Source organism: Gordonia heveisoli, assembly GCF_030315745.1.
Taxonomy (GTDB): Bacteria; Actinomycetota; Actinomycetes; order Mycobacteriales; family Mycobacteriaceae; genus Gordonia.
On the sequence record NZ_JASXSH010000012.1, the window covers coordinates 1 to 25,723 of the forward strand.

A 25,723-nucleotide genomic window follows, 5' to 3' on the forward strand; every position below is an offset into this window, starting at 1 on the left:
CGCCGGATGATCGACGCTGACGAGACCGGCCAGCCCGTTGATGGTCTCGGTCAGGTCATCAGCCTTCACAAGGCGGCCGTTCTCGTCCTCATACTGCAGGAATAGGCCCTCGCGGTTGGAGGTCGCGCCGGCGAGTTCAGCGGCCTGCTTGAGCAAGCCACGGTCGATGTCCGTATTCACTCGCAGCGCTGGATCACCTTTGCCGAGCAGATCTTTCAGAGCGAGTAGATCGTGGTAGTTGTTCAGTTTCCAGAGGGGACCAACTTCTGCCATATATGACGTATCGAAGCTCACCGGGGTGCGCTGAAGGGCTTCACGCACTTTTGACGGCAACGCGGCCATCCCGCCATGGTGACCGAATCCGTCGTTGACGAGCGGATTGCCCATCAGCTGAAGACCATTGGCCAGCGACGCCTGGACCGATCCCCCTGACCTGCCGCCGAGATAATCGGCCAGGTGATCGATCTCGGAAGGACTCATCTCGTCGAGCCCGACCATGAGTTCACGTAGGTATGCGTACCGGTTCGGGGCGATACTCACCGGACGCCCCTCCCGAATCGCTTCGATCTGCTCGGGAGTCAGACCCGCCGCTTCCCGAAGTTCCGTCAACTCCGTGGGCGAGAGTTGCCGGTGATGGCGCAGTTCATCGAGCAACCGGTCTGCTGCGCGAATACTGACGGCCGATCCGGCAGGCGATAGCGTATTGAGCCCTTCGATCCCGGAGTGAGCATCGTGGGCAAGGCTGCGATCGGCGGCCGCGAACTCGCCCGCCTTACCTTTGAGTGCCGATGTGTAGTCGCGGGCCGCTTGCTCCCGACGCTCCCGCACTTTGGCGTTCACCGAGTCGAGCACCGGATCTCCCCCGGGATAGACCATCGCATCATGCACCGTCCAGTCATCACCAATGACGTAGTTGTCCAGGAACAACTCGATGACGTCCAGGATGAGTACGGCTTGCAGGCCCTGCAGCGACGTGACGTGCGCGCCGATCGATGAGGCCGCCTCGCGGGCCACATTCGCGATGCGCCCGAACGCCGTCTTTTCCTCGTTCGCACGGCCCACCGCCGCCTCTCGCGTGTGGCCATCCCACGCCACACCCGTCACCGCCGAAACCATGCCTCGCGCATGCGCGTCGACGCTGGTGGCAAGTCCCGTCAGCCCATCGCGCAACGTCAAATAGTTAGCAGGTTGCGCAACGAGCACATCCGACAATGTGGGATACGGCATTGCGGCCGGAGTCAGCGCCGCAACGGCTGGTTGAAGTCGCCGAGAGCGGCCAGGCGACGGGCGCTTTGTTCCTCGGTGGCAGCAAAAGCCGAATTGGCGGTAGCGATCGCCTCCGAAATCACCTGCATACGACCCGCCACGACATGCTTCGAGTTGTTGACAGCCTCCACCAGATGCGGAATCTCGGCTTCGGTCAACGAATGCGGCATCGCCGGGACTGCACACGCCGCATCGGGAGCCGCGTTCACACCCGATCCCTCACGCTCGACGGACTGCGCTACAGCCACCAGTTCCCCGAATGACACTGCGAGTCGCCCACCACCGGGCGTCCTCGGTTCCGGCGCCATTGCTATTCTCCCCCGATAGTCCAGAATGTCCGATTGGCCCGAATTATGTTGCGGCCGAACCATTCTTGGACGAGAACATAACAGTCGGCGGATGGCGGCGCAATGAGCTCACCCGCCCACCAACGACTTCGGGGGCAGCCCGACCCGTACAGGTCGTGCTGCCCCCGAAGAGGAGTGGTGTCCGGCCTCAGCTGACCTTGACGATGGTCAGCGTGCCGCTCTGATGCTGGGTGCCGTAGAGGGTGCCGGTCTTCTGGTCGACGACGATGCTGTGGATCGGGCCGTTGACCGGGAGGGTCTTGATGACCCGCTCGGTGGTCAGATCGATGATGGTCAACGATCGCTTCTGCAGATTCGACAAGTACAGCAGCCGACGCTCGGCGTCGATGGCCAGCTTGTTCGGCGAGCCCTTGGTCTCGATGGTCTTGACGACGGTCAGCGTCTGCGGATCGATGACCGACACCTTGCCGGTGTCGAAGCTGGCCGCGTACACGCGTCCGGTCACCGGGTCGACCTCCGGACGCGAGTTGGCCGGGGTCGAGATGCGCTTGATGATCTTGTTGGTGCGGGTGTCGAGGACCGCCACGTAGTTGGTCTTCTTCGCGTTGTCCGCGTTGCCGATGTAGAGCCGGTGACGCTTGACATCCAGGTCGATGATCGACGGTGCGAAGGTCGGGATCCGCCCGACCTCGCGGCGTGCGTTGGTGTCGATCAGAGCGAGCTGATTGATGTAATTCAGCGCCACATAGGCCAGGCCGTTGCCCGGGTTGACGGTGATACCCATCGGATGGGATCCGGGCACCGAGATCAGGTTGCGCGCGGTGGCGGCGCGCTCGTTCATCCCGACGATGGTGATGCCGTTGGCATGCGAGTTAGTCGTCAGGACCCGGCCACGCTTGGTGTCGAGAGCGATGCCGTCGGGCACCTGGGCAATCGGGATCAGCGGCACCGGTCCGACGACCATGACCCCGAGCGGCTGGGCGGCGTACTTGATCGACCGGACCGGCCGGCGGGTGACGGTGTCGAAGACACTCACCTTCGGGTCGATCGGGTCGGTCTTGATCTGGAAGTCCGTCCCGCCCTTGGTCGCCAGATAGGAGTTGTTGTCGGTGATGAACAGCTCGTTGCGGCCACTGTCGAGCGCCAGCTCGCTACCGCTGTCCACGCCGCCCTGCGCCGAGGACACGGTGAAGGTGTACCCGGTCGGTGCCGCGTCGGCGACCGGCGCCACGACAAACGCCGCTGCCGCGGTCGCGGTCGCCACGGCGGTGCCGACGACCTTCAAAGTTCGGTCCATACGGATTTTCATGTTTCGTATGCTAGCAGCCTTCTTAGTATTGCCTAAGCAATCTTTGTCACAGTTCCCGGACCGCGGCGAAGACCCGCTGATCCAACAAGGCCAACGGATGTTCCTCGCCCGGAAGTACGACCGCCGGGGTCAGACCCGCGCCGCGCAGTTCGTGGACCCACTCCTCCTCGGTGAGGAAGATGCGTTCACCTGCGCGGACGTCGTTCGCGCCGGCGTGTGGCGCACCGACTGCCGGCGACATCAGGAACTGCACGGAGGTGAGCAGCTGTGCGTAGGCGTGGGTCGACTCGATGATCACCACGGCTCCGCCGGGGTTCAGCAGATCGTGCAGTTGCTTGAGCGTCTGGCCGATGTGATGCGCGTTGTGCAGCACATTCGACGCGATGACGATGTCGTAGCGATCGGTGGTGTGCCCGAATCCCTCATTCATGTCCAGGATCCCGAAGCGCATCCACGGGTACAGCGCGAAATGCTCGCGCGCGGCGGAGAGGAAGAAGTCCGACACATCGGTGAAGTGGTAGTCCAGCGGCACCGACAGCTCGGACAGTCCCGCGACGACGTCATTCGTCGTGCCACCGACACCCGCACCGAGTTCCAGGATTCGCACCGGAGTCCGCCGCGCTCCCAGGGTTTGCGCCAGATCGGTGACGGTAGCCCGGGCCGCCCGGTTCAGATAGGTCGCAACCAGATTCTCGCGGTACGCGGCATCTGCGGTATCGGTACCGCCTCCAACGAACAGCAGCTCCTGCACTCGCATGGTGTCCCGCCCGAGCGGGATCAGATTGTCGTTGCACGCGCGCAGGAAGTCCGCCAGCACCGGGCGGAATCCGATTTCGGCACATACCTTTTCCAGGTCGCCCTGCACGGGTGCGGGTACCGACCGCACATGGCGGTAGGCGCCGTCGGCGTCGATGTCGAGGATCCCGGCACCGGCCAGCGCGTCCAGCCATTGCCGCAGCAGCCACCAGTGGCGTGACGCGAAACCGAGCGTCGTCGCGATCTCGTCGGCCTGGTGTGGCCGCCCGTCGATGAGGGCGGGTGTCAGCGCGGTCATCATCGCGGCGAGGCCGATCCGATCGATGTCGACGCGCGCGGTCTGCACTCGCCGGTAGTCCAGTTGCGGGACAGCCTGTTCGGCGACCACCCGCACACGTTCGACCAAGGTCGCCCCCGACGGTGCGCCCGTCGGCACCGCCAGTGCATCGGACACCCCACCGGCAGCTACCGGCACGGCACCAGGCGAGGAGACGGGAGCTGCCGGCGGCACGATCCCACCAGACCGATCGCCGAGCATGGTGATGACGTCATCGAGACTCGCGCCGCCGACGAGTTCGGTCACCGGCAGCTCATAGCCGAACTCCTCGGTCACCTTGCGCCGCAATTCCAACGCCTGCAACGAATCCATCCCCAACGCCACCAACGGTCGTGCGGTATCGATGGCGTCGACATCGGACACCCCGATCACGCCGGCCACCATCTCCGGAATGCGCTGTGCCGCCGACACTCCCGCCACGATCGGGGTCGTCTCAGGAGTATGCACGGGAGGAGCCGCCACCACCGGCGCAGGCGGCGCAGGCGGCGGTGTCGGGACAGTGGAGACCGGGGCATGTTCCTCGAGCATCGCGATCACGTCGTCGAGACTCGCACCGCCGACCAACTCGGTCACCGGCAGCTCATAGCCGAACTCCTCGGTCACCTTGCGCCGCAATTCCAACGCCTGCAACGAATCCATCCCCAACGCCACCAACGGCCGCTCGGTATCGATGGCGTCGACATCCGACACCCCGATCACGCCGGCCACCAAACCCAGTGCCCGGGTTCGACGGTCCACGTCGCTCAGGACCGGTGTGGGCGTCGGTATCGGTGCTACCGGCGTCGGCACCGGCGGCGCGGCCGCGGCAACCGCCGCGGGCAACGGTTTCGGTTGTGGTTCGGTGTCGGCGCCGATCAGGCCGGACAGCAGCGGGCGGTATCCGTATCCGCCGAGCACCTCGTCGCCGCGACGCCAGTCGAAGGCCGCGACGATCTCATTCTCGGACACCGCAAGTCCCGCTTCGATCGCCTCGATGGACGGCATCGGGGCATACCCGACCGCCGCCAGTGCGGAGGCTCCCGCCACTCCGGTTCCGTCGTGCACCGCCCACTGCCCCCACTGGATCGACGTGCAGTCGACGCCGACTGCGCGCAGGCGGCCCGCGAGGGCGTCGAGCATGCGATTGGCCGCCGAGTACACCGTGGTGGCGCGCCCACCCAGGGTCGCCGCCAGCGAGGAGCACAGCAGCACCCGGAAACCATCGCCCCGCTGGACCGCGGCCAGGATCCGCTCGACGCCGCGCACCTTGGCGTCGCAGAGCCGCGTCACGTGAGCCGCCTCGATGGCGTCGAGTTCGATACCGGCATGCTGGGGAAGGTCGGCCGCGGCGTGGATCACCAGGTCGACCGGTAGCGACCGCAGATCCTCGGCAAGCCCGGCGACCTGCCCGTCATCGGTCACATCGCAACGGGCGAACACGATCTCCGCGCCGGTCGCGCGGAGCCTCGTCAGTTCCTCGGCGACCGACGGTCCCGGGTCCCGTCGGCCGACCAGCGTGATGCGGCGCGTGCCGTGGCCGGCGAAGTACTCGGCGAAGGCCATACCCACATTGCCGGTGCCCCCGACGATCAGCGCATGGTGGGGCGCCACCGTGGGGCGCGGCACCGAATCGGCTGCGGTGAGCCGTTTGACGTAGAGGTCGCCCGCCCGCATCGCGAGGTCCGATTCCCGGTCGGTGTGCAGCGCCGCGACGATCTTGCGTGCGATCGCGGTATCCACACCGTCGTCCACCAGATCCGCACCGATATCGAGGTGCCGGAAGGCAGCGGTCGGGTATTCGACAGCAAGACAGCGGAATCCGGCGGCAATGCCGGCTCCGGCGACGTCGGCGAGGTCGTCGGGCAGCACCTGTTCGCCGCCCACGGTGATCAGCCAGTGGTCCCTCGACTCGCCCTGTGCCCACCAGTCCCGGTCGCCGAAGAAGCCGGCGACCCGGTCGACGGCGGCACCGACGTCCGCGCGCTCGGCACCCGTATCGGGTGCCGCGACCACCACCACGGCGTCGAGGTCCGAGCGGTCGGCCGTCGACGCCAACAGCCGGGCCTGAGCTCCGAAGGCCTCGGCATGGTCGACGACCGCACCGGCCAGGACCTCGGCCCCGCTACCGATGGCAACGACGCCAAGCGTGCGCGGCGCCACCATCGACCGGCGCCCGGCCTTGACCCAGATCTCCCGCACCCGTTCGGTGCGGCATGCCGCGGTGGTAGCCGGTGCGGCCGGCTCGGCGATCGCGACGGTCGGTGCCGGCGCCGCAGCAGGCCGCGGTGCTTCGACGACACGTGTGTCGGCCATCCACAGATGGGTGTCGGCGGTGATCGTGTGCGGGAAGTCGGCCAGCGGCTTCGACCGCAACGCAGGCTCGTCGTCCTGCAGTGCCGCCCAGTCGAATCCGAGGTCCCCGGCCGCGACGGCGGCAAGGTTGCGGGTGACCACCGACATATCGGTGGCCGAGCGGTTGGAGGTACCGACCACGACGGTGGGTCGCGTGGCTACGACGTCGAGGGTCTCGCGCACCGGCAGTTGCAGGGTGGGATGCGCGGACAGTTCGATGAACGCGTCGGCGCCGAGTTCGACGGCCCGGGTGATGGCCCGGTCGAAACGCACGACATTCCGCAGATTCCAGAACCAGTACTCGTCGGCGGGCAGGTCAGGGGTGATCTCGGCCCCCAGGGTGGCACCGATACAGGTGACTGCCGAATCCTGAAAACCAGCATGTGCCAGTGGCTCTTTCGCGTCGCCCGATGCCGCGAGCACCGCGTCGGACAGATCGCACATGAGGGCGGTGTGCGCGGGATAGCGCACCGCGATGACCCGACTGAACCGGCCGCGGTCGGAGAGTTCGCCGACGATCTCGTTCACCGGTGCCGCATACCCGGAGATCCCGGTCATCCCCGGCGAGTTGATCACCGATACCTCGGCCCAGCCTGCCACCTGGGTGAGCATCCGTTCACATTCACCACGATCGGCTTCGAGTACCGCCATGGCGTAGTCGTCCGGGGCGAAGGAATCGACGGCGCGGGCGCGGGCGCCGACGATACGCGCAGCATCCTCCAGGCCCATCACCCCGGCGACATAGCAAGCCGCGATCTCGCCTTGGGAATGACCGACGACCATATCGGGAACCACCCCGAAGGAACGCCACATCGCCGCCAGCGCCGCCATCTGCATGAAGTTGGCCGGCTGGACGAGTGCCGCGACCTCGTCGACCTCGGGTGTGCTCCCGAGCAGGTAGTCGCGCGGGGACTCGCCGAAGAGCGTCAGGAACACCTCGTGGACGCGGTCCACCTCGGCGGCGAAGGCAACCGACGACTCGTAATACAGCGCACCCATACCGGAACGATGGCCGCCCTGACCCGGAAAGACCATGGCGGTCTTCCGCTTCCGCGCCGCCCCGTCTCCTCGAATCACATTCGGGTGCGGACTGCCCGCGGCGACCGCACGCAATCCGGTCAGCAGCTCGGTGTGGTCGGCGGCCGATATGACCGCCCGGAACCGGCGAACGTCGCGGACCCGGAACAGCATGTCACTCAGCGCCGCAGGCGTGAGATCGGATCGCTGCGCGACGTAGTCGGCGAGCGAATTCCCCTCGGCGCGCAGCAGATCCGCGGTATCGGCCGAGAGCACCACCGGCGTCGTCCCGTCCGGGAACCGATGTGTACGCATGTTTGTCCTCACAGAAGTAGGTGATCGTTCGGGGGACGAGAAGGTGTAGTAGTGCTCAGACGCGCTGGGCGGGCAACGCCGCATCCTGTACGAGGAGTTCGGTGATCTCCTCGAGATGGTCGTTGAGGTAGAAGTGCCCACCGTCGAAGATCGTCACCTCGACATCGGAAGCGTGTGTGCGCCAGCCGTTGAGGTCGGCGAGCGTGACCAGCGGATCGGCGTCACCGCCGATGGCATGGATGCGGGTCGCGATGGTGATGTCCTGCGGGCAGCGGAAGGCGTCGGCTGCGGCGTGATCGGCCTTGAGCACCGGCAGGGTCATCCGCATCAACTCACGGCTCGCGAGAACGTCGGCGCCCGTGCCCTCCAGACTGGCGAGATGGTCGAGCAGTTCTTCGTCGCCGGTCGGTGCCGGCGGGCGGAAGGCTCCTCGGCACGGCGCGACGGCCGCCGAGAGGGTGGCCTGACGCTGCGCGACACCCGCAGCCTCGGCGAGCCGGGCGAACTGGAAGGAGACGACCGCACCCATCGAATGCCCGAAGGTCATGAAGGGGACACCGTTGTTGTACTCCGACGTCTGGAATTCGGCGAAGGCCCCCGCCGCGATGTCGGCCAGGTCGGTGCACGGGGGCTCGGCGACCCGGTCCTGACGTCCAGGGTACTGGAAGATGATGACGTCGAAATGTGCCGAGAGCAGTTTGGAGAGAGCACGATACGATGACGCCCCCGCACCGGCGTGCGGGAAGATCAACAGCGGGATGGTTGCGTCGGGTGTCGTCTTGTGGAACTTGCGGATCCAGCCGGTCGGCGCCATCAGTTACTCCTCGTCTCGGTCACTTCGTATGCCCGGCACACTGCGGCCACACTGCGGCGCCACAACCCGGCGATGTCGTCTATCTCTGCCGCGGTGAAGATCTCGTCACTCCACCGCCAGGTCGTCGCCAGCTCCGGCCCATCGGCACCGGCGCGCACCGCGCTGACCAGATTGAGCGGAAAGCGCAGCGGTAGTTCGGGTTCCGGGGCCGAGGGCACTGCGTTCGCCAACGCGGGTTCGGTGACGAGCGACCAGTCCCCGTCGGCTCCGAAGCCGAGGTCGAATCTGCCCAGATAGTTGAACTCCACCTGCGGTTCGGTTGCCGCCACGAGTGCCGGCACACCGACGGTGTCGCGGAGCAACCCGTAGCCGAGACCCTCGTCGGGGACCGCCGCCAGGCGCGCGAGCACCGCGTCGTGCAGGTCCCGGATCCGGGTGGCGTCATCGAGGACTGCGTCGACGTCCATCGCGACCTCGCCGCCGCCGAGCGCGACCGGATACACCGAGGTGAACCATCCGACCGTGCCGGACACGTCCAGCGTCGCCGCGGGAGAATCCGGCGTGCGCGCGTCGGTCACGGTGCGGCCATGCGACTCCAATGCGATATGCGCGCCTGTCCGGCTGTCGCCGCCGGTGCGTTGATGCCAGCTCATCACCGTCAGCGTCAGCGCGGTGAGCAGTAGTTCCCGCACCCCCGACATCCGGTTGGCGGCCTGCAGCAGCGCCGCCGTATCGATCGCCGACAACCCCGCCTCGGTGAGCCGCACACTGCCCCACCGCGGGATCTGCGTCGGCGTACGCGCGACGAGTGGACGCGCGTCGCGCAGCTGCTCGATCCAGAACCCTTCCTGCGCCGCGACATCCGCGTGACGTGCATATTCATCGAGCGCGGCGCACCAGCGCCGGTAGGAAGTCGCCGAGCCGCGCACCACGGCGGACTCACCGGCCCGCACCTGCTCGTGGGCCGCCGCCAGTGCGGGGATCAGCGCACTCCAGGACACCACGTCGACGGCCAGGTGATGAATGCTGATCGCGATCACGTCACCGGTGGGTACGTCCCGCAGCCACGTGACCCGAACCAGTTCACCGGCGTGCGGATCGATGGCGTCCACGGCCGCCGCGACGTGGCCGGTCACGGCCGCCGCCGGATCGGCACTGTCGCGCACCGACACCTCCCGCACCAGTGCGTCGGCGCCGACCGTACCCGCTTCGCGGACCACCTGCCGTGGGCCGCGGTCGGTGTCGATCAGGGTCGACCGGAGCGCACCGTGCGCATCGAGAACCGCTTGTACACCGGCCACCAGCGCGGGGCGCGTCAGATCGGCGGGGGCCCGCAGCAGCACCGTGTGAGACAAGCGACGGTACCGGTCCTGGCGGAGCATCCAGGCGGGATAGGGCAGCGGGGCGATCTCGCCGGCGTCGTCGGCGTCGACGGCCGCGTCCAGGTCGGCCGGTGCTCCGTCGAGATCGATACCCGCGTCGATGGCGGCCGCCAGATCCCGGATGGTGGGTGCGGCGGCGATCAGCCGCACCCCGACGTTGAGTCCGCGGTCACGGGCCGCCGCGGCGAGCGCGATGGCCACGATGCTGTCCAGACCGAGGTCGAAGAAGTCGTCCTCGACGCCGGGCGCGGCTCCGCCGAAGACCTCGCCCACCACCACAGCCAGTTGGCGCTCGGTGTCGGTGCTCGGTTCCGCGCTGCCCACTGTGGCGTTCATTGCCTGTGTAGCAGTCGATTCCAGCGTGCGGGTGTCGAGTTTTCCGTTCGAGGTGACCGGCAGTGCGTCCATCACGATCAGGCGGGCGGGAATCATATACGACGGCAGTGAACCGGCGAGCCGGGCACGGACTTCCACTGGATCGGTGCCATCCGTCGTCGTCGTCGGCACGACGAAGCCGATCAGGCCCGCGCCTCCCGCACGTCGCACCACCACCGCGGCCGCGTCACGTACCCCGGGTGCCGCCCGCAGTGCGTTCTCGATCTCGCCGATCTCGATCCGGTAGCCGCGTACCTTCACCTGGTCATCGGCACGCCCGAGATATCCGATTGCGCCACTGGGCAATCGGCGGACCAGGTCACCCGTCCGGTACATCCGACGGCCGGCCGCGCCGGCGCCCGCTACGACGAAGGGATCGGGCACGAACCGGTCCGCGGTCTGTCCCGGACGACCCAGATATCCCCGGGTCACCTGTGGTCCGGCCACGTACAGCTCACCTGTCACACCCTCGGGCACCGGCCGGAGCCGGGTATCGAGGACATAGGCGCTCATGCCGGCGGTGGGTCGGCCGATGGTCGCCGATTCCTCGGCTGCGTCCCGCCCGGTCACATCGGCGACAACGGTCTCCACGGTCGTCTCGGTGGGGCCGTAGCAGTTGTGCACGGCCACACCGCTCAACGACCGCAGCCGTCCCCACAACTCACCGTCGATGGCCTCGCCGCCGAGCGCCAGCACCGAGAGCGGGCCGTCGGTTGCGGTGTCCCCGTACCCGTCCACGAGTCCGGCGTGGGCCAGCTGGCGGAACATCGACGGAGTCGTGTCGATCATGTCGATCCGCCGCGCCTCGATACCCGAGACCAGCCGTTCGGTGTCCCGCATGGCCACCTCGTCGAACAGGTGGATGGCGTGGCCGTCGAGCAGCCCCACCATCGGCTGCCAGGACGCGTCGAAGCTGAGCGACCAGGCGTGCGCGATCCGCAGACTGCGGCCCAACCGCGCTCGGGCCGGAACATAGACGCGCGCACGATGATCGGTGAAATAGCTGATCAGCGCGGCGTCGTGGTTGAGGACTCCCTTGGGTTCCCCGGTGGACCCCGAGGTGAAGATGGCGTACGCAGCCGACTGCGGATGACGCGCGACCGGTCGTGCGCATGCGCCCTCGGCGAGGCGGGTGCGAATCGCCGGGTCGTCCAGGTCGATGATCGCGGTGCCGGTCGCGGCGAGTGCACCCAGTTCGGGACCCGTGCCACCGGACACCACCAGAACCGCCGGTGCAGTCTGTCGCAGGATGGACGCGATCCGGTTGCCGGGCAGCGAGATATCCACCGGCACATAGGCACCGCCGGCGGCCAGCGTGGCGAGGATGGTGACGATCGAGTCGATCCCGCGGGGCAGGCAGATCGCGACGAAGTCCTCTGCCGCCACCCCCTGCTCCCGCAGCACACCGGCTAGCCGTCGTGCCCGATCGTCGAGTTCGGCATAGGTGAACTCGATGTCGCCATCGGTCAACGCGACCGCGTCACCGTTGTCGGCGACCTGACGGGCGAAGAGGTCGTAGACGTCGGAGCCGACGGGTGCGGGCGAGATCTGCGGTGTCGTCGCCACATCGATGACGGCCGACCGTCCGGCGGCGTCGAGTGCGGTCAGCTGGTCGACGGTGTGTCCCGCCGACCGCGGCAGCGCGTCGAGGGTGTCGAGCAGCAGGTCGGCAATCGTCTTCGACGACACCGGGATCGCCGAGGCGATCGCCTCCACCGCGATGAGCAACTCGTCGCCGAGGAGATGCGCGACGACGGTCAGCGGGTAGTGCGTGAGGTTCTGCGCCATGGCCGGGGTGAAGCGCACCCCGTCGGCGGCCTCGGTGCGGGCGGCCTGATCCATGGGCGCGTTCTGGAAGACGAACATCGTGTCGAACAGCGCCGAATGACCGGCGGCGCGCTGCACCGTCGAGAGGCTGACGTAGCCGATCTCGCGGAGTTCGGACGACTCACGTTGCAGACGTTGACATTCGGCGGAAACCTGAGCGTCGGGGTCGACGACGAAAGGCACTGCAATGGTGTTGAGGAACAATCCGATCATCCGGTCGGCGTCCTTGACCTGATGCGGACGGCCGGTGACGACGGTGCCGTAGACGACGTCCTCGCGGCCGGTGAGCCGGGCCAGGACCAGCGTCCAGGCGAACTGCACCGCCGTGTTCAGCGTGATGCCCTGGGCGCGCGCCCACCCGATCAGCGCGGCCGTCCGGTCGGCGTCGACGGTGTGGTGCTCGGCCTCCGGACGCTGTGTCGTGGTGGCGTCCAGTCCGGCACCGGCCACGTCAGCGAACATCAGCGGGCCGTCGATCGCGGCCAGCCGTCGCGACCACTGGTCGATCATCGCGGCCTGATCCTGTGCGGCGAGCCAGGCGATGTAGTCACGGTAGGGACGAACGGCGGGGAGCACATCGGCGCGCCCACCCGCGGAGTACATCTGCAGCAGCTCGGCGAAGAACACGCCAACCGACCACCCGTCCATCAGGATGTGGTGGACGGTGACGACCAACCGGTGCCGCGGCCCGCTGTCGGTGTCCGGAAGCCGGATCAGGTTGAACCGCAACGACGGACCGTCCCGCAGGTCGAAGATATGCTCGACCTCGGTCGCGGTGAGGTCGTCGGCGCTCTCCTCGTCCAGGTCGTGTTCGAACCAGGGCAAGGTCACCTCGGTCGGCACGATCTGGACCGGCTTGGGCACGTCGGTATCCCAGAAGACGGCGCGCAGGTTGGGGTGGCGGACCAGAATGTTGGTCAGCGTCGTGCGTAGCGCCGCGACGTCGAGAGGTCCGGCGATGTCGACGATCAGCGGGATCGTATACACGTCACCGTCGGCCTGACCCCCGTGCTGCCGGTCGGTGGCCAGCCGGGCCAGGGAGAACAGTCCCTCCTGCAGCGGGCTGAGGGCGATCACATCGTCGATACCGCTCATGAGCTTCTTTCGTCGTGCGCGTCTGGCCCACCGGTCCCGACACCGTGATTGTCCAACTGGGACAGGCGCCGTTCCGGGGTGCGGATGAATTCGGCGAGAACATGATCGAGGCCGGCGCACCACGCCGCGATGTCTCGGGAACCGAACAGGTCGGCGTCGGCGTCGAGCTGCATGTCGATGCCACCGTCGACGCCGGTGCAGGTGACGAGCACCGGCTCGTACGCAGGGGGCGAGGTCTCCTCGACCTCACCGAAGATGGCGTCGCCGAAGTGCAGCAGCACGGGTGCAGGCGCACCGGTGAACCGCACGGTGGCGACCGGCCGCGGCTCGGAAGCCAGTGCCACGAGCGCGACGGTACGGTGAACTTCCACCGGCACACCTGGCGCGCTGTCGGCGCCGTGCCCGGTGAGCCGCGACTGGTCGAGGACCGCGGCCAGCGTCGGATCCCCGGTGAGGTCGTAACGGGCGATGGCCGGTGCCGTCACCGGACCGACGACCGTCGCGGTGGCCGGCGTCAGTCGGCCCGTCTCACTGCCGATTGCGACGATGCGATCGGCACCGTGGCCGACGGCGACCACTGCGACCGCCGCCTCGTACAACTCCCGCTCGGCGATACCGGTCTTGGTGGCGAGTGCCTGTAGTCGTCTGCGGGTATCCGGATCGACCCGGAAGGCACCGGTCACCCGCTGCGAACCGCGCGACGCGGCCGTCCGTACCGCTCGTGGGCTACCTGCCGAGAGCCCGGCATAGGCACTGCGCCACCAGGTCTGGGCCGCGCTGGAGGTCTCCGTGCACAGTGCGTACCACCGTGCGTAGTCCCCGAATCCGATCACGGGGGTTCCAGGCACACCGACGCCGCCGATGGTCGCGGCGATCTCGTCGAGGACCGCGCGGATCGAGAAGTCGTCGGCAGCACTTCGATGCGCCACGATCTGCAGGGTGGTGACCTCACGATCGCCGGTGAGGCGGAAGCGCCACAACCGGTCTCCGCTCGCGAATGTCGTCGCTCCGGCGTCAGCCCAGTCTGCCCAGTCGGCCCGATCGGCCACGGTGAGTACGTCGCTGCCGTCGGCGTCTGCGTTCAGCACCAACCGGGTCGCGTCGTGACGGCCGGTGACCTGGTCTATCGCCTGCGCCACGGTCGCGCTGTCCAGACCGCCGTGCACTCGGACGGTGAGACCGATGACGTTGTCCGCACCCGCCCGCCAGGCCAAGATCTGCGCCGCGGTGGGCGCCAGCGGGCCGGCTGGAGATTTCGGGTCACGCGTCGACGGTGCCGGCCAGCGGCCGATGGCCTGCTCCACCACAGCCGCGATGCCGGCGACCGTCGGTGCGGCGAAGAGTTCTGATACGCCCAGCGTCACACCGGTTTCCGCGCGAAGCTGCGCCAACAGACGATGAGCGGACAGCGAATGTCCGCCGAGGTCGAAGAACGAATCGTCGGCGTAGACCTGCTCGGCATCGAAGAAGCGTCCGAACAGTGCGGCCACGCGGCGCTCGCACACACTGACCGGTGGCCGGTCTCCGCCGGTACCGATCACCTTCGGCACCGGCAGTGCACCCACATCCACCTTGCCCGCGGAGTTGCGCGGCAGGCTCGCGACCACCGAATAGGCAACGGGCACCATGAATTGGGGTAACTTGCGGATCGCGTGGCGATGCACTGCGGCAGGATCGGTCTGACCGGGCGCGCGGGCGACGAGATGAGCGTGCAGCTCACCGTCGACACCCGGGCGGGCGGTGACATGGCAGTCGATGACGTCGGGATGACCGGTCAGCACCGCGGCGACCTCGGCGGGTTCGATGCGATATCCACGCACCTTGACCTGATCGTCGGCGCGGCCGAGGAATTCCAGGGTGCCGTCGCGACGGCGGCGGGCGAGGTCACCGGTCCGGTAGAGGCGGCCGCCCGCGCTGAACGGATCGGCAACGAAATGTGCTGCGGTCTGGGCACAACGATCCAGGTAGCCGCGCGCCAGCTGCGCGCCACCCAGGTAGATCTCGCCGACGACGCCATCGGGAACGAGCGTCAGCCGCTCGTCGAGTAGATAGGCGTCGACGTTGCGGTTCGGCCGACCGATGGGTTCGATCGGGGCGATCGGGGCCCGACCGATCTGGTGGTGGGTCGCGGACACGACCGCCTCGGTGGGCCCATAGTAGTTGCGCATCTCCACGTCGAGCGCGGAGATCGCCCGGTCGGCGAGCGCACCGGTCAGGGCGTCACCGCCGACAGCCACGTGAGTCAAGCTGCGCCAGTCGACTCGCTGCGGCATCGCCACCAGTCCGCGCAACAACGAGGGCACCACATGCAGCATGCCGATGTCGGCCCGGCCGATGAGGTCGGCCAGATACGGGAGGTCGCGCCCGCGGTCGGTGTCGCCGACGACGATGGTCGCACCCACCGACAGCGTCACGAAGATGTCGAGCAACGACGCGTCGAACCCGACCGACGAGGTCAGCAGCACTCGGGTCTGCGGCGGAATCGTCCACTGCGCACCAAAACCCACCACGTGGTCGGAGATGGCCGCATGTGCCACCGGCACACCTTTGGGTACACCGGTGGAGCCGGAGGTGTACATCAGATAGGCAAGGTTGCCAGGTCGCAGCGGGCGCACACGTTCGGTGTCGGCGATCGGCCCGCCTTCCATCGACGCGGCGGACATCTCGGCATCCGCGAGATCGTCGGCGGTCAGGCACAGTGCCGGCCGGGCGTCGGCGAGAAGCAGATCGATCCGATCACGCGGATAGCTCGGATCGATGGGAAGGTATGCGCCACCGGCCTTTCCGATCGCAAGCACGGCCACCAGGAATGCGGTAGACGCGGGGACGGCGAGGGCGACCACATCTTCGGTGCCGATTCCCGAACCGATCAGCCGGCGGGCCAGCCTGCTGGAGCGTTCGTCGAGTTCGCGGTAGGTCATCGGGACGAGGCCGTCCGAGGTGTCGGCGATGATCGCGGCGACGTCGGGGTGCCGTTGAACCGACTGCGCCAGCATCTCCGGCAGCGTGTGCGCCGACACCGGCCGCGCGCGAGGGCCGCGCGACGCCTCGGTGACCATGCGTTGTTCGTCGGCACTCATCACCGGCAGGTCACCGAGCGCACAGTCGGGATCGGTGATCGCCGACGTCGTGATCGTGAGCAGGTGGCCCAGATAGGCGCGGGCGAAATCTTCCGAGACCGCTTCGCTGGTCGTCACGCTGGCGTGCGGTACCACTGCGTCGGGCTCGATGGCGACATGCCACGAGACCTGGGGCCGGCTGCGGCCCATCGTCTCGACCTCGGTGGCGACGGCACCGAGCGCCGGGATTCGGACCGGTTCGCCGACCGCGAAACCGATGCGGGTGAGGTGTGCCAAACCGTCTCGATCGGCGGTGCGCCCCGGACGTGCGGCCGCGACGATGGCATCGATGCCCACGCCACGATGCGCATGCACCCGGTCGAGGGTGGCCGCGACCTCGACGACGTAGTCGTTGAAGGTCTGCGCCGATACCGGCCGAGTACGGAGCAGCACGGTATTGGTGTGTTGGCCGATTCGGCGATCCGCCGCCGGGCGTACCGATGTCGGCATCGCCACGATCAGGTCGACCGCTCCGGTGTGGCGGGCGATGAGGGCGCTGTGGGCCGCGGTCCACACCGCCGTGCCCGATACTCCAGCCTGTGCGGCGAAATCGGCTACCGCGGAGAGGATCTCTCCGTCGATCGGCACCGCCACGCGCATCTCTTCGTCGGCCCGGTTCGAACCTGGCACCCAACCACGATCGGGTGCCGCGGCTGCGACCTCGACCGGTATCGGCGCGTCGGCCAGTTCGACGGCCCAGAATCCGCCGTCACCGATCTGCTCGGGCGCCTCGCCCGTCGCGGCATCCGGCATCGAAATGCCCGCGGGTCGGGTGGTCACCCGGTCGGCGGCCGCGCCATAGTGCACGCCCAGCTCCGACAGGAGAAGCTCCAGGCAACGGTCATCCCACGCGATCGGATGGGCGGTGACCAGCAGCAGATGATCTGTATCGGCGAACCGCAGCAGCGACAGTCGCAGCGGTGCCTGCCGTTCCAGGTCGAAGCCGGTCTGTGAATCGCGTTGGCGGACCACCGCAACACGTCGGCGCACGGTCTCCGGGTCGAGGCCGGCCAGATCATGGCGAACCAATTGCGGATCGACGGCACCCGGTACCCGATACGGCTCACCGTCGTGGCCGGTCCGGAACACGCTGCCCAGCACGTCATGTCGGACAGCCACTTCGGCCACCGCGGCCTGCAGCCGCACGTTGTCGAGCAACCCGGTCAGCCGTACGGCGGAACTGACGCATCCGGACGGCGCACCGGGGGTCACCCCGTGTACGTCGAACCAGATCCGCCGCTGCGGATCGGTCAGCGCCACGCCTGCCATCGAAGCCGTCATACTGTCCCCTACCCTCAGCTGTCCCCTGCTCTCCTGGTCTCGGTGCTCGTCACAGCGTGTCGGTGAGATACCCTCCGCGCCGGAAGAATTTCGCCCCGTCATGTTCGACCCCGTCGGAGGTCCGGACCCGGGTGATCACCAGCGCCGGATTCTCTCCACGAAGCGGGTTCGGTCCGCAGACCACCGCACCGCCACCCTCCTGCACGATCACGCGCCCGATGGTGCCGCCGTAGCGCGCATCCGAGATCCGCGACTCGAGGATCTCGATGCGCTCGCCGCGATAATGACTGAACGCCGGCGGATAGGGCGCAGACAACGCTCGCACCAGACGCTCGAGATCGACTGCGGGCGAATGCCAGTCGATCAGGCCATCACGATCGGAACGCTTGTGGAAGTAGGTGCGCTCGGACTTGTCCTGCGGACGCCACTGCGGATCACCGGATTCCAGCGCCGCCAACGCCTCATTGATCGCACCGGGAATCAATTCCATCCCGGCGAGCACGAGGTCGGTGCCGTTGATGCCGGCCGGGATCGGCAGCGCGTGCTGAACGAGGATGTCGCCGGTGTCGAGGTCCTCGTCCATGCGGTGCACGGTCAGTCCGATCTCGTCGGCGCCGGAGATCAACGCCCACAGCACCGGCGAGAAGCCAGTGAACTTCGGCAGCAGCGAATCGTGCAGGTTCAGCGTGCCGTACGTGGGGAAATCCCACAGCTCCCTGGGCATCCAGGTGTACCAACTGTTGACCACGATCACGTCCGGCTGCGCCTGCTGGACCAGTTCGATGGTCTCGGCGTCGGCACGCTCGGTCAGGTGGACCGGCAGCCCCTTCTCCCGGGCGAGGTCCTCGACGGAATCCGACCAGATGCCCTTGTAGGAATCCTCGCTCGCCGGGTGGGTGACGGCGAGTACGACCTCGTGACCGGAGTCCAACAGCGCCTGCAGCGTGCGACGACCCCAGGTCTGGTAGCCGAATGAAACGATACGCATCGTGGTCTATGTCCTTGCGGTAGTGGGGAAATGGGCTGGGTCGCGAAGTTCCTGGGTTACGCCGCCGACGCTCACCGGTGCGAGTACCCGATCGGACAGCTCGCCGAGACTGCTGAGGTTCGGGAATCCCGGCCCCTGCGCGAGACCGGCGAGATTCGGCAGATACAGCGGCGGCTCGAGGTTCTCCAGGGCCAGGTCGTACCCGATCGAGGATTCGACCCGCGATTGGCTGATCGGCCCGCCGAGCGCGAGTTCCGCGAGATCGGTTGCCCCCTGGTCGAACATCTCGAAGAACCACAGCGGATCGCCGCCGGTTGCGTCGATGACCAGATCGAAGGCGTGCGTCTGATCCGGGCGCAGCTCATTGTGCAGGGTCAGCGCGAGGCCGTCTGCCTCCGGCACGATCCTGGTCACCCGGCCCTGCAGGTGCGCAACCCGCTCGTCGGCCAGGAGCGTCTCCTGAACCCGAACGGAGAAGACGCCACGGTCGGTGCGGCGCACCACGTCCCGGCGCTCGGCCAGGCTCAGCGAACGCCACTTGACCGGGTTGCTGTACAACGAGTTCTCGAAGTAACTCTCGCCGCGCGTGTAGATCGTCGCATTGGGTGAGATCACCGACACGGTGAGGACATCGTGGTGCAACAGTTCGTCGAGTGCGGATCCTGCGGTCTCGCCGCCTCCGATGACCGCCGCGCGCGACGACGACGGCAGCTCCGATCGTGCGGCCAGACGCCAGAACTCGGCGACGCTGAGCACACGGGGATGGTCGGCGAGTGTTCGTTCGCTGCTGCCCGGACCGGTCATCATGAGCCGATCGGCCGCCAAGTCCGCCAACCGTCCGTCGGCGGCGATCACCCGCACCGCCCAGCGCCCGTCGTCGACCCCGACCGATTCGACGCGCCCGCGCACCAGGTCGAGGTCGATCTTGCGCGCGATCCAGCCCAGGTAGGAGGCCCAAAGATGATGTTGCGGACTAGGACGGCCACGGTCGATCCACTCGGCGTAGGTGCCACGGTCGATGAGGAAGGCGTTCCAGCTGAAGGCGCGCATCCGATCGTTGATCTCGGCGTTGCGCCCGCCGAAAGCGGTGGAGTGATAGGGGAATCCGGCATCCTTCTCCGGACTCGTACCGAGGCGATGGCGACCGTTGGTCCAGCCACCGGATTCCAGCCAGTTCCCGCCCACGGCATTGGGTTCGATCACCGTCACCTGCGGAGTCCGCAGACCCAGACCGGCCAGGACGAAGGCTTTGACGGCCACGGCGATCGCCTTGGGGCCGGCCCCGACGACGATCAGCCGGTCCGTGGTGGCCCCGGTCATCGGACCGCCCTCGCGCGGTCGCGCAGAAAGTCGGGGAGCACCGCGCCTGCCGGGGCGATCACCGCGGGTCCGGCGAAACCGGCGTCACCGACGAGAACCTGAGAATGGTTCGCCGCGAAGGCATCGAGCGGATCGGACTTCTTCTTGCCGGTGCCGACCACTACCGCGGATACACCGGCAATGCCCAGGGTTTCGGTGATCGACAGCAGCATCGTCGGGTGTTCGGACATCTCGACGAAGGTGTTGATCCCCGCGTCGGCCGCGGCCGTGATAGCCAGGTCGAAGCGGACACGGTTGCGCAGATTCCAGAACCAGTAGTCGCCGACGGGCAGATCCGAGGTGATCTCGGCGCCGAGCGTTCCGCCGAAACACGGGATGTCACCGGCGGCGAACCCGGTCGCCTCGATCTCCGCGTGGGTGCCGTTGAACTCCTTCTCGTACAAGCGCACGAAGGAGGTGTGGCCGGGATGATCGACGCCGATGCGGCGGGCGAACACCCCATCCGCGGCAAAGGCCGCCACCATCGTGTCGATCGCCCGTTCATCACCGCTGATCGCGTGCACGGTGGCGGAATTGACCACCGCGAGTTCGGCCCAGCCGGTCAGTCGGGCCAGCTTCGCCTCGACCGTCGCGCGGTCCGCACCCACCACGGCCATGGCGCAGGTGTCGTGGCCGTCTTCATAGGCAGACCGGTAGACGACCCGCGCCCGGTCGGCCACGATCCGGATGCCATCACGCAGACCGAGATGACCGGAGACGACGACCGCGGCGATCTCTCCCTGTGAGTGTCCGATGACCGCTGCCGGTTGGATACCAACGGCCTGCCACATCCGCGCCAACGCCAGGGTGTGCAGGAAGATCGCCGGCTGCAGGATGCGCACATCCTCGGCGTGAGTGTCGTCGAGCAGATAGTCCAGAGGTGAGATCTCCACCGTGGCTTCGAATTCCGCGTTGATCTCATCCGCCGCATCGCGATAGTCGGCGCTGCGGTCGTAGAAGTCGCGACCCATCCCGGCTTGCTGGCTGCCCTGTCCGGGGAATACGAAGGCGATTCGGCGCGGCAGCGCCGGGCCCGCGATCCGTGCCGCATCGGGGTGGACGCCACCGGCCGCGATAGCCCGCATCGCCTCCCCGAGCTGGGTCGCCGACCGGCCGCGAACGATGGCCCGATGGGGCTCGATGACCTTGGCCCGGAAGGCCAGTGCCGCAACCGCCGCAGGCGTCACGTCGGGATGGGTGTCGAGGTAAGCCGCCCAGCCCGCGGCGTCGGCCGCAAGCTGTTCCGGCGATCCCGCAGAGACGACGACAGCCGCCGAACCGTCGGCCAGGTAGACATCACGCATTGTTGTCACTCGTTTCGGTAGGCATGGCGATGATCGCGTGGGCGTTGGTGCCCGCGATGCCGAAGGAGGACACCGCCGCGTGTCGCACACCGTCCCGATCGGGCCAGTCCTCGACGGCGGCGGGCAGTCGCAGCCCGACGTCGGTCCAGTCGACCGAGTCCGACGGCTGCTGTGCGTGGCGAGTCGGGGCGATCTGTCCGTGCAGACCGCAGAGCAGAACCTTGATGAGTCCGAGCATTCCCGAAGCCGCCTGGGCGTGACCGAGATTGGACTTCACCGAGCCGACGGCGGCCGGAGCGTTGCGCCGCGCGGCCCCGTACACCCCGCTCAGCGCCTCCAACTCGAGCGGATCGCCGACCGCAGTGCCGGTGCCATGTCCCTCGATCAGGTCCACGTGCTCGGGGGCGATACCCGCGCGCTGCACCACCCGTTCGATCAGCCGCTGCTGTGCGGCGGCGCTGGGTAGCGCGATGCCTGCGCCGCCCCCGTTGTGATTGACACCGGTGGCCAGGATCTCGCCGTAGATCCGCCGGTCGGCGGCCAGCGCCCGGGACCGACGTTCCAGCACAATCAGGCCTGCTCCCTCACCCCAGAGGGTGCCGTCGGCTTCCGACGAGTAGGGGCGGCACTGGCCGCCTGCGGCCAGCGCGTTGTTCTTGGAGAACTCGTAGAACGCGGCGGGAGAACCCATCACGCACACACCGCCGACGAGTGCGAGTTGCGCGTCGTCGTCACGAAGTGCCTTGACCGCCAGGTCGAGCGCGGTCAGCGATGACGCACAGGCGGTGTCGACCGTCATACACGGTCCGGTCAGCTGCATGCAGTGCGAGATCCGTCCGGCCATCGCCCCGAGTGCGGATCCCGCCGCCCGATAGCCGGAATACTCGTTGACCTCGGCAGCGCGCGGCCCGTATTCCATCGCCGAGCCACCGACGTAGACGCCGACCTCCTGCCCGGCCAGCGACCGGGGGTTGATCCCGGCGTTCTCGACTGCGCGCCAAGCGGTCCGCAACATGACCCGCTGCTGCGGATCCATCGCGACAGCCTCCCGGGGCGAGATGCCGAAGAAGAGCGGATCGAATTCTGTTGCCTTGTCCAGGAATCCACCGGCATCGGCCACCTGACCCCAACCGTGCCGGGCCGACAGACCGAGAAGTTCGTCGACATCCCAGCCGCGGTCACGCGGAAACGGGCCGATGAGGTCGCGACCCTCGGTCAGCGCTGACCAGTAGGCGGCCGGCGTATCGATCCCGCCGGGCGCCTCCACCGACATACCCACCACGACGATCGGATCGTCGGCCAGGGCGGCGGCCTCGCCGATGGGCGCCACTGCCGTCATGAGAGCTCTCCCGCCGCGGCGCGCGGCGACGCCGCAACCACGAAAGGCGCTACGCTGGCCAACTTTTCGCAGGTTTCCTCGAACTCGCGGTCGGGGGTCGACTGGCCGACCACACCGGCACCGGCACACAGCCAGGAACGCTCGCCCTCGGAATACACGGTGCGCAGCGCCAGGGTGGCCTCCAGGTCGCCGGCCGACGACGCGGTGAGCACCGCGCCCGAATACAGCCCGCGGCGATGCGGTTCGAGCCGGTAGATGGCGTCGATCGCCGGTGCCTTGGGAATCCCGGATGCGGTGATCGACGGGAACAGGACGGCGAGGGCTTGCCAGGCGTCGGCCTCCTCCGAAAGCATGCCCCGCACGGTGGATGCCAGATGCTGCACACTGCCGCGTTCACGGATGACCATGAACTCACTGACCGCGGTGCTCCCGGCGGTCGCGACCGAGGCGATTTCCTCGAAACACGCGCGCACCGAGATCGCGTGTTCGGCAATCTCTTTGGCGTCGGTCCGGAGTTCGTCGCGGGCGCTGGCGTCGAGTTCGGCGGAACGGCCCAGCGCTCGGGTACCGGCCAGCGGCTCGGTGACCACGCCGCGCTCCGCGTCGACCGCGACCACCAGTTCCGGACTGAAGCCTGCGGCGGCGAACCCGTCGAGGGAGAGCAGGAAGGAGCGTGCCGGATTGTTACCTGCTCGACCGAGGGCATAAGTGGCAGGCATGTCGACGGCAAACGGGATCGGCACCTGCCGCGAGAGGATCACCTTGGCGTAGGCGCCGTTGCCGATCTCCTCGATCGCGGTTGCCACTCGACCGCGATAGTCGTCGGCATCGAGGCCGACGGCAACCGGCGAAGCCTTCCCCGGCGTGAATTCGGCGGCGGCGATCTCGAACAGCCGGGCGGCGGTCACCGGGTCGGCGTTACCGGTGTCGATGCCGGCATCGTCGACGACCGCCTCGAACTCCGGGACGATCAGATGCGCCAGGACAGCGTCGCGCCCGACGTGTGCGCTCGCCGCATAGTGGTCGGCACAGAAGTCGAAGCCGACCCACCCGAAGACGCGCCAGTCCGGGATGTCGAGTTCAGCCAGCACGGTGGCGAGCGTGGTCGCGGGTGAAGCCGCCGCCGGATACTCCACGATCATCTCGCCATGGGCGACCTGTGCTCCCGAGGCGGTGAGAATGATGCGGGCGCGGACACCGCCGGCGAAGGTCCATCGCCGCGCCTGCTCGTAGACGACGTGGTCGCCGAACTCGCCGGATGCCGCCCAGGCCGCGCAGACGCGCGCGGGGTCCACGGGGGGAAGGTGCTCGTCGGTGGCCGACTCGATGCTCGACCGGGTGGTGGTCAGCGACATATGTGCGATGCCCCTTGTCTCGACATGTAACGCAGATCCGGACTGGGTTGGCGACCATCAGCCATTGCGAAGGACAGCCTAAGCGAACCTTGGTTATGGTAAGGCATACCTAATTGATGGTTCAATGGGGGCATGTCTCACGCCACCGACCTGGCCGACCTCGCCACCGGGTTCACCCCGCACCCCATCGACTCGGCCATCCGCTACCGAGAGGCCGGACTGCTGGCCACCGCGCCGCTCTGGCAACTGTTGGACGCCCAGGTCGCCGCACGGCCGACACAACTCGCCGTCACCGACGCATCCGTCGATGAGCTCGGCAGCCTGACCTACGCCGAACTCGGCGCGGCGGTGGGACGCCGAGCTGCCGGTTTTGCCGCCGCAGGCCTGCGGCCCGGACAGCGGGTCGTCCTGCAGGTCAACAACTCGCTGACCTTCGCCGTCACCGCGCTCGGCCTGATCCGCGCCGGAGTCGTCCCGGTGATGGCGCTGCCCGCACACCGGATCGCCGAGATCGCACATTTGGCCGTGGGCGCCGACGCGGTCGCCTACATCAGCGAAGATGGACGTCGCGGCTTCGACTTCCGCGACCTCGCACGCGAACTGGTCAGCCTGACCGACAGCCTCACGATGGTGTTCATCGACGGTGACCACGCCGAGTTCGCCCCTCTGCCCGATGCCGATCCGGCCGCGATCTCGCTGCCCGACTCCGCCGATCCCGACCTGCCGGCCCTGTTCCTGGTGTCCGGCGGGACGACCGGCCTACCGAAGCTCATCGCGCGTACGCACGCCGACTACACCTTCAACGCCACCCGCTCGGCCCAGATCTGCGGACTGACCAATGCCGACACGATGCTCGTCGCACTTCCGGCGGCCCACAACTTCCCGTTGTGCTGCCCCGGCTTCCTCGGCATCCTCACCGTCGGCGGCCACACCGTCTTCACCGACAATCCCAGTCCGGACAGCGCCTTCGAGGTGATCGAGAAGTACCGGGTCACCGCAGTCGCACTGGTCCCGGCATTGGCCCAACTCTGGTGTGCCGCAACCGAGTGGGAGGAAGCCGACCGGTCGTCCCTGCGTCTGTTCCAGGTCGGCGGAGCCAAACTCGCCGAGCCCGACGCCCAGGCCATCGACCTGGCTTTCGGCGACGTCGTCCAACAGGTTTTCGGTATGGCGGAGGGTCTCATCTGCTACACGCGACGCGATGACGACCGGGCCACGATCCATCGGACCCAGGGCCGCCCGATGTGTGAGGCCGACGACGTCCGCATCGTCGACGAGAACGGCGCCCAGGTGCCCGACGGCGTCGACGGTGAACTCCTGGTCCGCGGCCCGTACACCATTCGCGGGTATTACCGTGCGGCCGAACATAATCAGCGGTCATTCACCGCCGACGGCTACTATCGGTCGGGCGATCTGGTCCGGCGGCTACCCACCGGGGACCTCATCGTCACCGGCCGGATCAAGGACACCATCGTGCGGGCCGGGGAGAACGTCGCCGCTGACGACATCGAGGAGAACCTCCTCACCCATCCGGGCATCGCCCAGGTCGCCGTGGTCGGTTTGCCCGATCCCGTTCTCGGCGAGAAGATCTGCGTGGCCGCGGTCTCGCCGATCGGATTCGGCGATGAACTACCCCGGCTCGCCGACCTCCGGCGTTACCTCGCCGACCGCGGCCTCGCGGCCTTCAAACTCCCCGACGACCTGCGGTTCGTCTCGGCCCTGCCGGTCACCGCGGTCGGCAAGATCGACAAGGTCGCGTTGCGTGGCCGCCTGACCGAGGCCACCACCCCCGCCTGAAAGTAGGGGACGAACACTCCTCCCCTATCTTCCGACTCCTCCCCTAGGA

13 protein-coding genes are annotated in these 25,723 nt (G+C 67.8%); 1 reads left to right on the forward strand and 12 read right to left on the reverse strand.

Annotated elements, in window-relative coordinates; translation table 11 throughout:
- The 12 genes from QSJ18_RS11990 to QSJ18_RS12045 form a co-directional block, all read right to left on the reverse strand.
- Positions 1 to 1,227: TPR repeat region-containing protein (locus QSJ18_RS11990; protein WP_286326699.1), on the reverse strand; the 1,227-nt coding region annotated here is incomplete at its 3' end.
- 11 nt (positions 1,228 to 1,238) lie between these two features.
- Positions 1,239 to 1,475, reverse strand: a complete 237-nt coding sequence (locus QSJ18_RS11995; RefSeq protein WP_286326701.1) for a hypothetical protein — start codon at positions 1,473 to 1,475, stop codon at positions 1,239 to 1,241.
- Between the two features lie 286 nt (positions 1,476 to 1,761).
- Positions 1,762 to 2,883, reverse strand: coding sequence for a YncE family protein (locus QSJ18_RS12000; RefSeq protein ID WP_286326703.1), 1,122 nt, complete (start codon positions 2,881 to 2,883; stop codon positions 1,762 to 1,764).
- 46 nt (positions 2,884 to 2,929) lie between these two features.
- Positions 2,930 to 7,639 carry an SDR family NAD(P)-dependent oxidoreductase gene (locus QSJ18_RS12005; protein WP_286326704.1) on the reverse strand — a complete coding sequence of 1,570 codons (4,710 nt, stop codon included), beginning with the start codon at positions 7,637 to 7,639 and terminating at the stop codon, positions 2,930 to 2,932.
- A 55-nt stretch (positions 7,640 to 7,694) separates the two neighbouring features.
- Positions 7,695 to 8,453, reverse strand: a complete 759-nt coding sequence (locus QSJ18_RS12010) for a thioesterase II family protein (RefSeq protein WP_286326705.1) — start codon at positions 8,451 to 8,453, stop codon at positions 7,695 to 7,697.
- Positions 8,453 to 13,132 (reverse strand): non-ribosomal peptide synthetase, encoded by a 4,680-nt coding sequence (locus tag QSJ18_RS12015; RefSeq protein ID WP_286326706.1) that lies wholly within the window; start codon positions 13,130 to 13,132, stop codon positions 8,453 to 8,455. The genes QSJ18_RS12010 and QSJ18_RS12015 overlap by 1 nt, the downstream gene beginning before the upstream one ends.
- Entirely contained in the window at positions 13,129 to 17,532 is a 4,404-nt protein-coding gene (locus QSJ18_RS12020; protein ID WP_286326707.1) for a non-ribosomal peptide synthetase, read from the reverse strand. Before QSJ18_RS12020 ends, QSJ18_RS12015 begins: the two co-directional genes overlap by 4 nt.
- Before the next feature lie 49 nt (positions 17,533 to 17,581).
- Positions 17,582 to 18,520 carry a methionyl-tRNA formyltransferase gene (locus QSJ18_RS12025; RefSeq protein ID WP_286326708.1) on the reverse strand — a complete coding sequence of 313 codons (939 nt, stop codon included), beginning with the start codon at positions 18,518 to 18,520 and terminating at the stop codon, positions 17,582 to 17,584.
- Positions 18,521 to 18,526: 6 nt separating this feature from the next.
- Positions 18,527 to 19,840 carry a SidA/IucD/PvdA family monooxygenase gene (locus QSJ18_RS12030; protein ID WP_286326709.1) on the reverse strand — a complete coding sequence of 438 codons (1,314 nt, stop codon included), beginning with the start codon at positions 19,838 to 19,840 and terminating at the stop codon, positions 18,527 to 18,529.
- Positions 19,837 to 21,183 carry an acyltransferase domain-containing protein gene (locus QSJ18_RS12035; RefSeq protein WP_286326710.1) on the reverse strand — a complete coding sequence of 449 codons (1,347 nt, stop codon included), beginning with the start codon at positions 21,181 to 21,183 and terminating at the stop codon, positions 19,837 to 19,839. The genes QSJ18_RS12030 and QSJ18_RS12035 overlap by 4 nt, the downstream gene beginning before the upstream one ends.
- Positions 21,176 to 22,522, reverse strand: a complete 1,347-nt coding sequence (locus QSJ18_RS12040) for a beta-ketoacyl [acyl carrier protein] synthase domain-containing protein (protein WP_286326711.1) — start codon at positions 22,520 to 22,522, stop codon at positions 21,176 to 21,178. Before QSJ18_RS12040 ends, QSJ18_RS12035 begins: the two co-directional genes overlap by 8 nt.
- Positions 22,519 to 23,877, reverse strand: coding sequence for a salicylate synthase (locus tag QSJ18_RS12045; RefSeq protein WP_286326712.1), 1,359 nt, complete (start codon positions 23,875 to 23,877; stop codon positions 22,519 to 22,521). Before QSJ18_RS12045 ends, QSJ18_RS12040 begins: the two co-directional genes overlap by 4 nt.
- A gap of 132 nt (positions 23,878 to 24,009) precedes the next feature.
- On the opposite strand from QSJ18_RS12045, the gene QSJ18_RS12050 reads away from it, so the two are divergent.
- Complete coding sequence (locus QSJ18_RS12050) at positions 24,010 to 25,674, forward strand: (2,3-dihydroxybenzoyl)adenylate synthase (protein ID WP_286326713.1); 1,665 nt, start codon at positions 24,010 to 24,012, stop codon at positions 25,672 to 25,674.
- Positions 25,675 to 25,723: the final 49 nt, after the last annotated feature.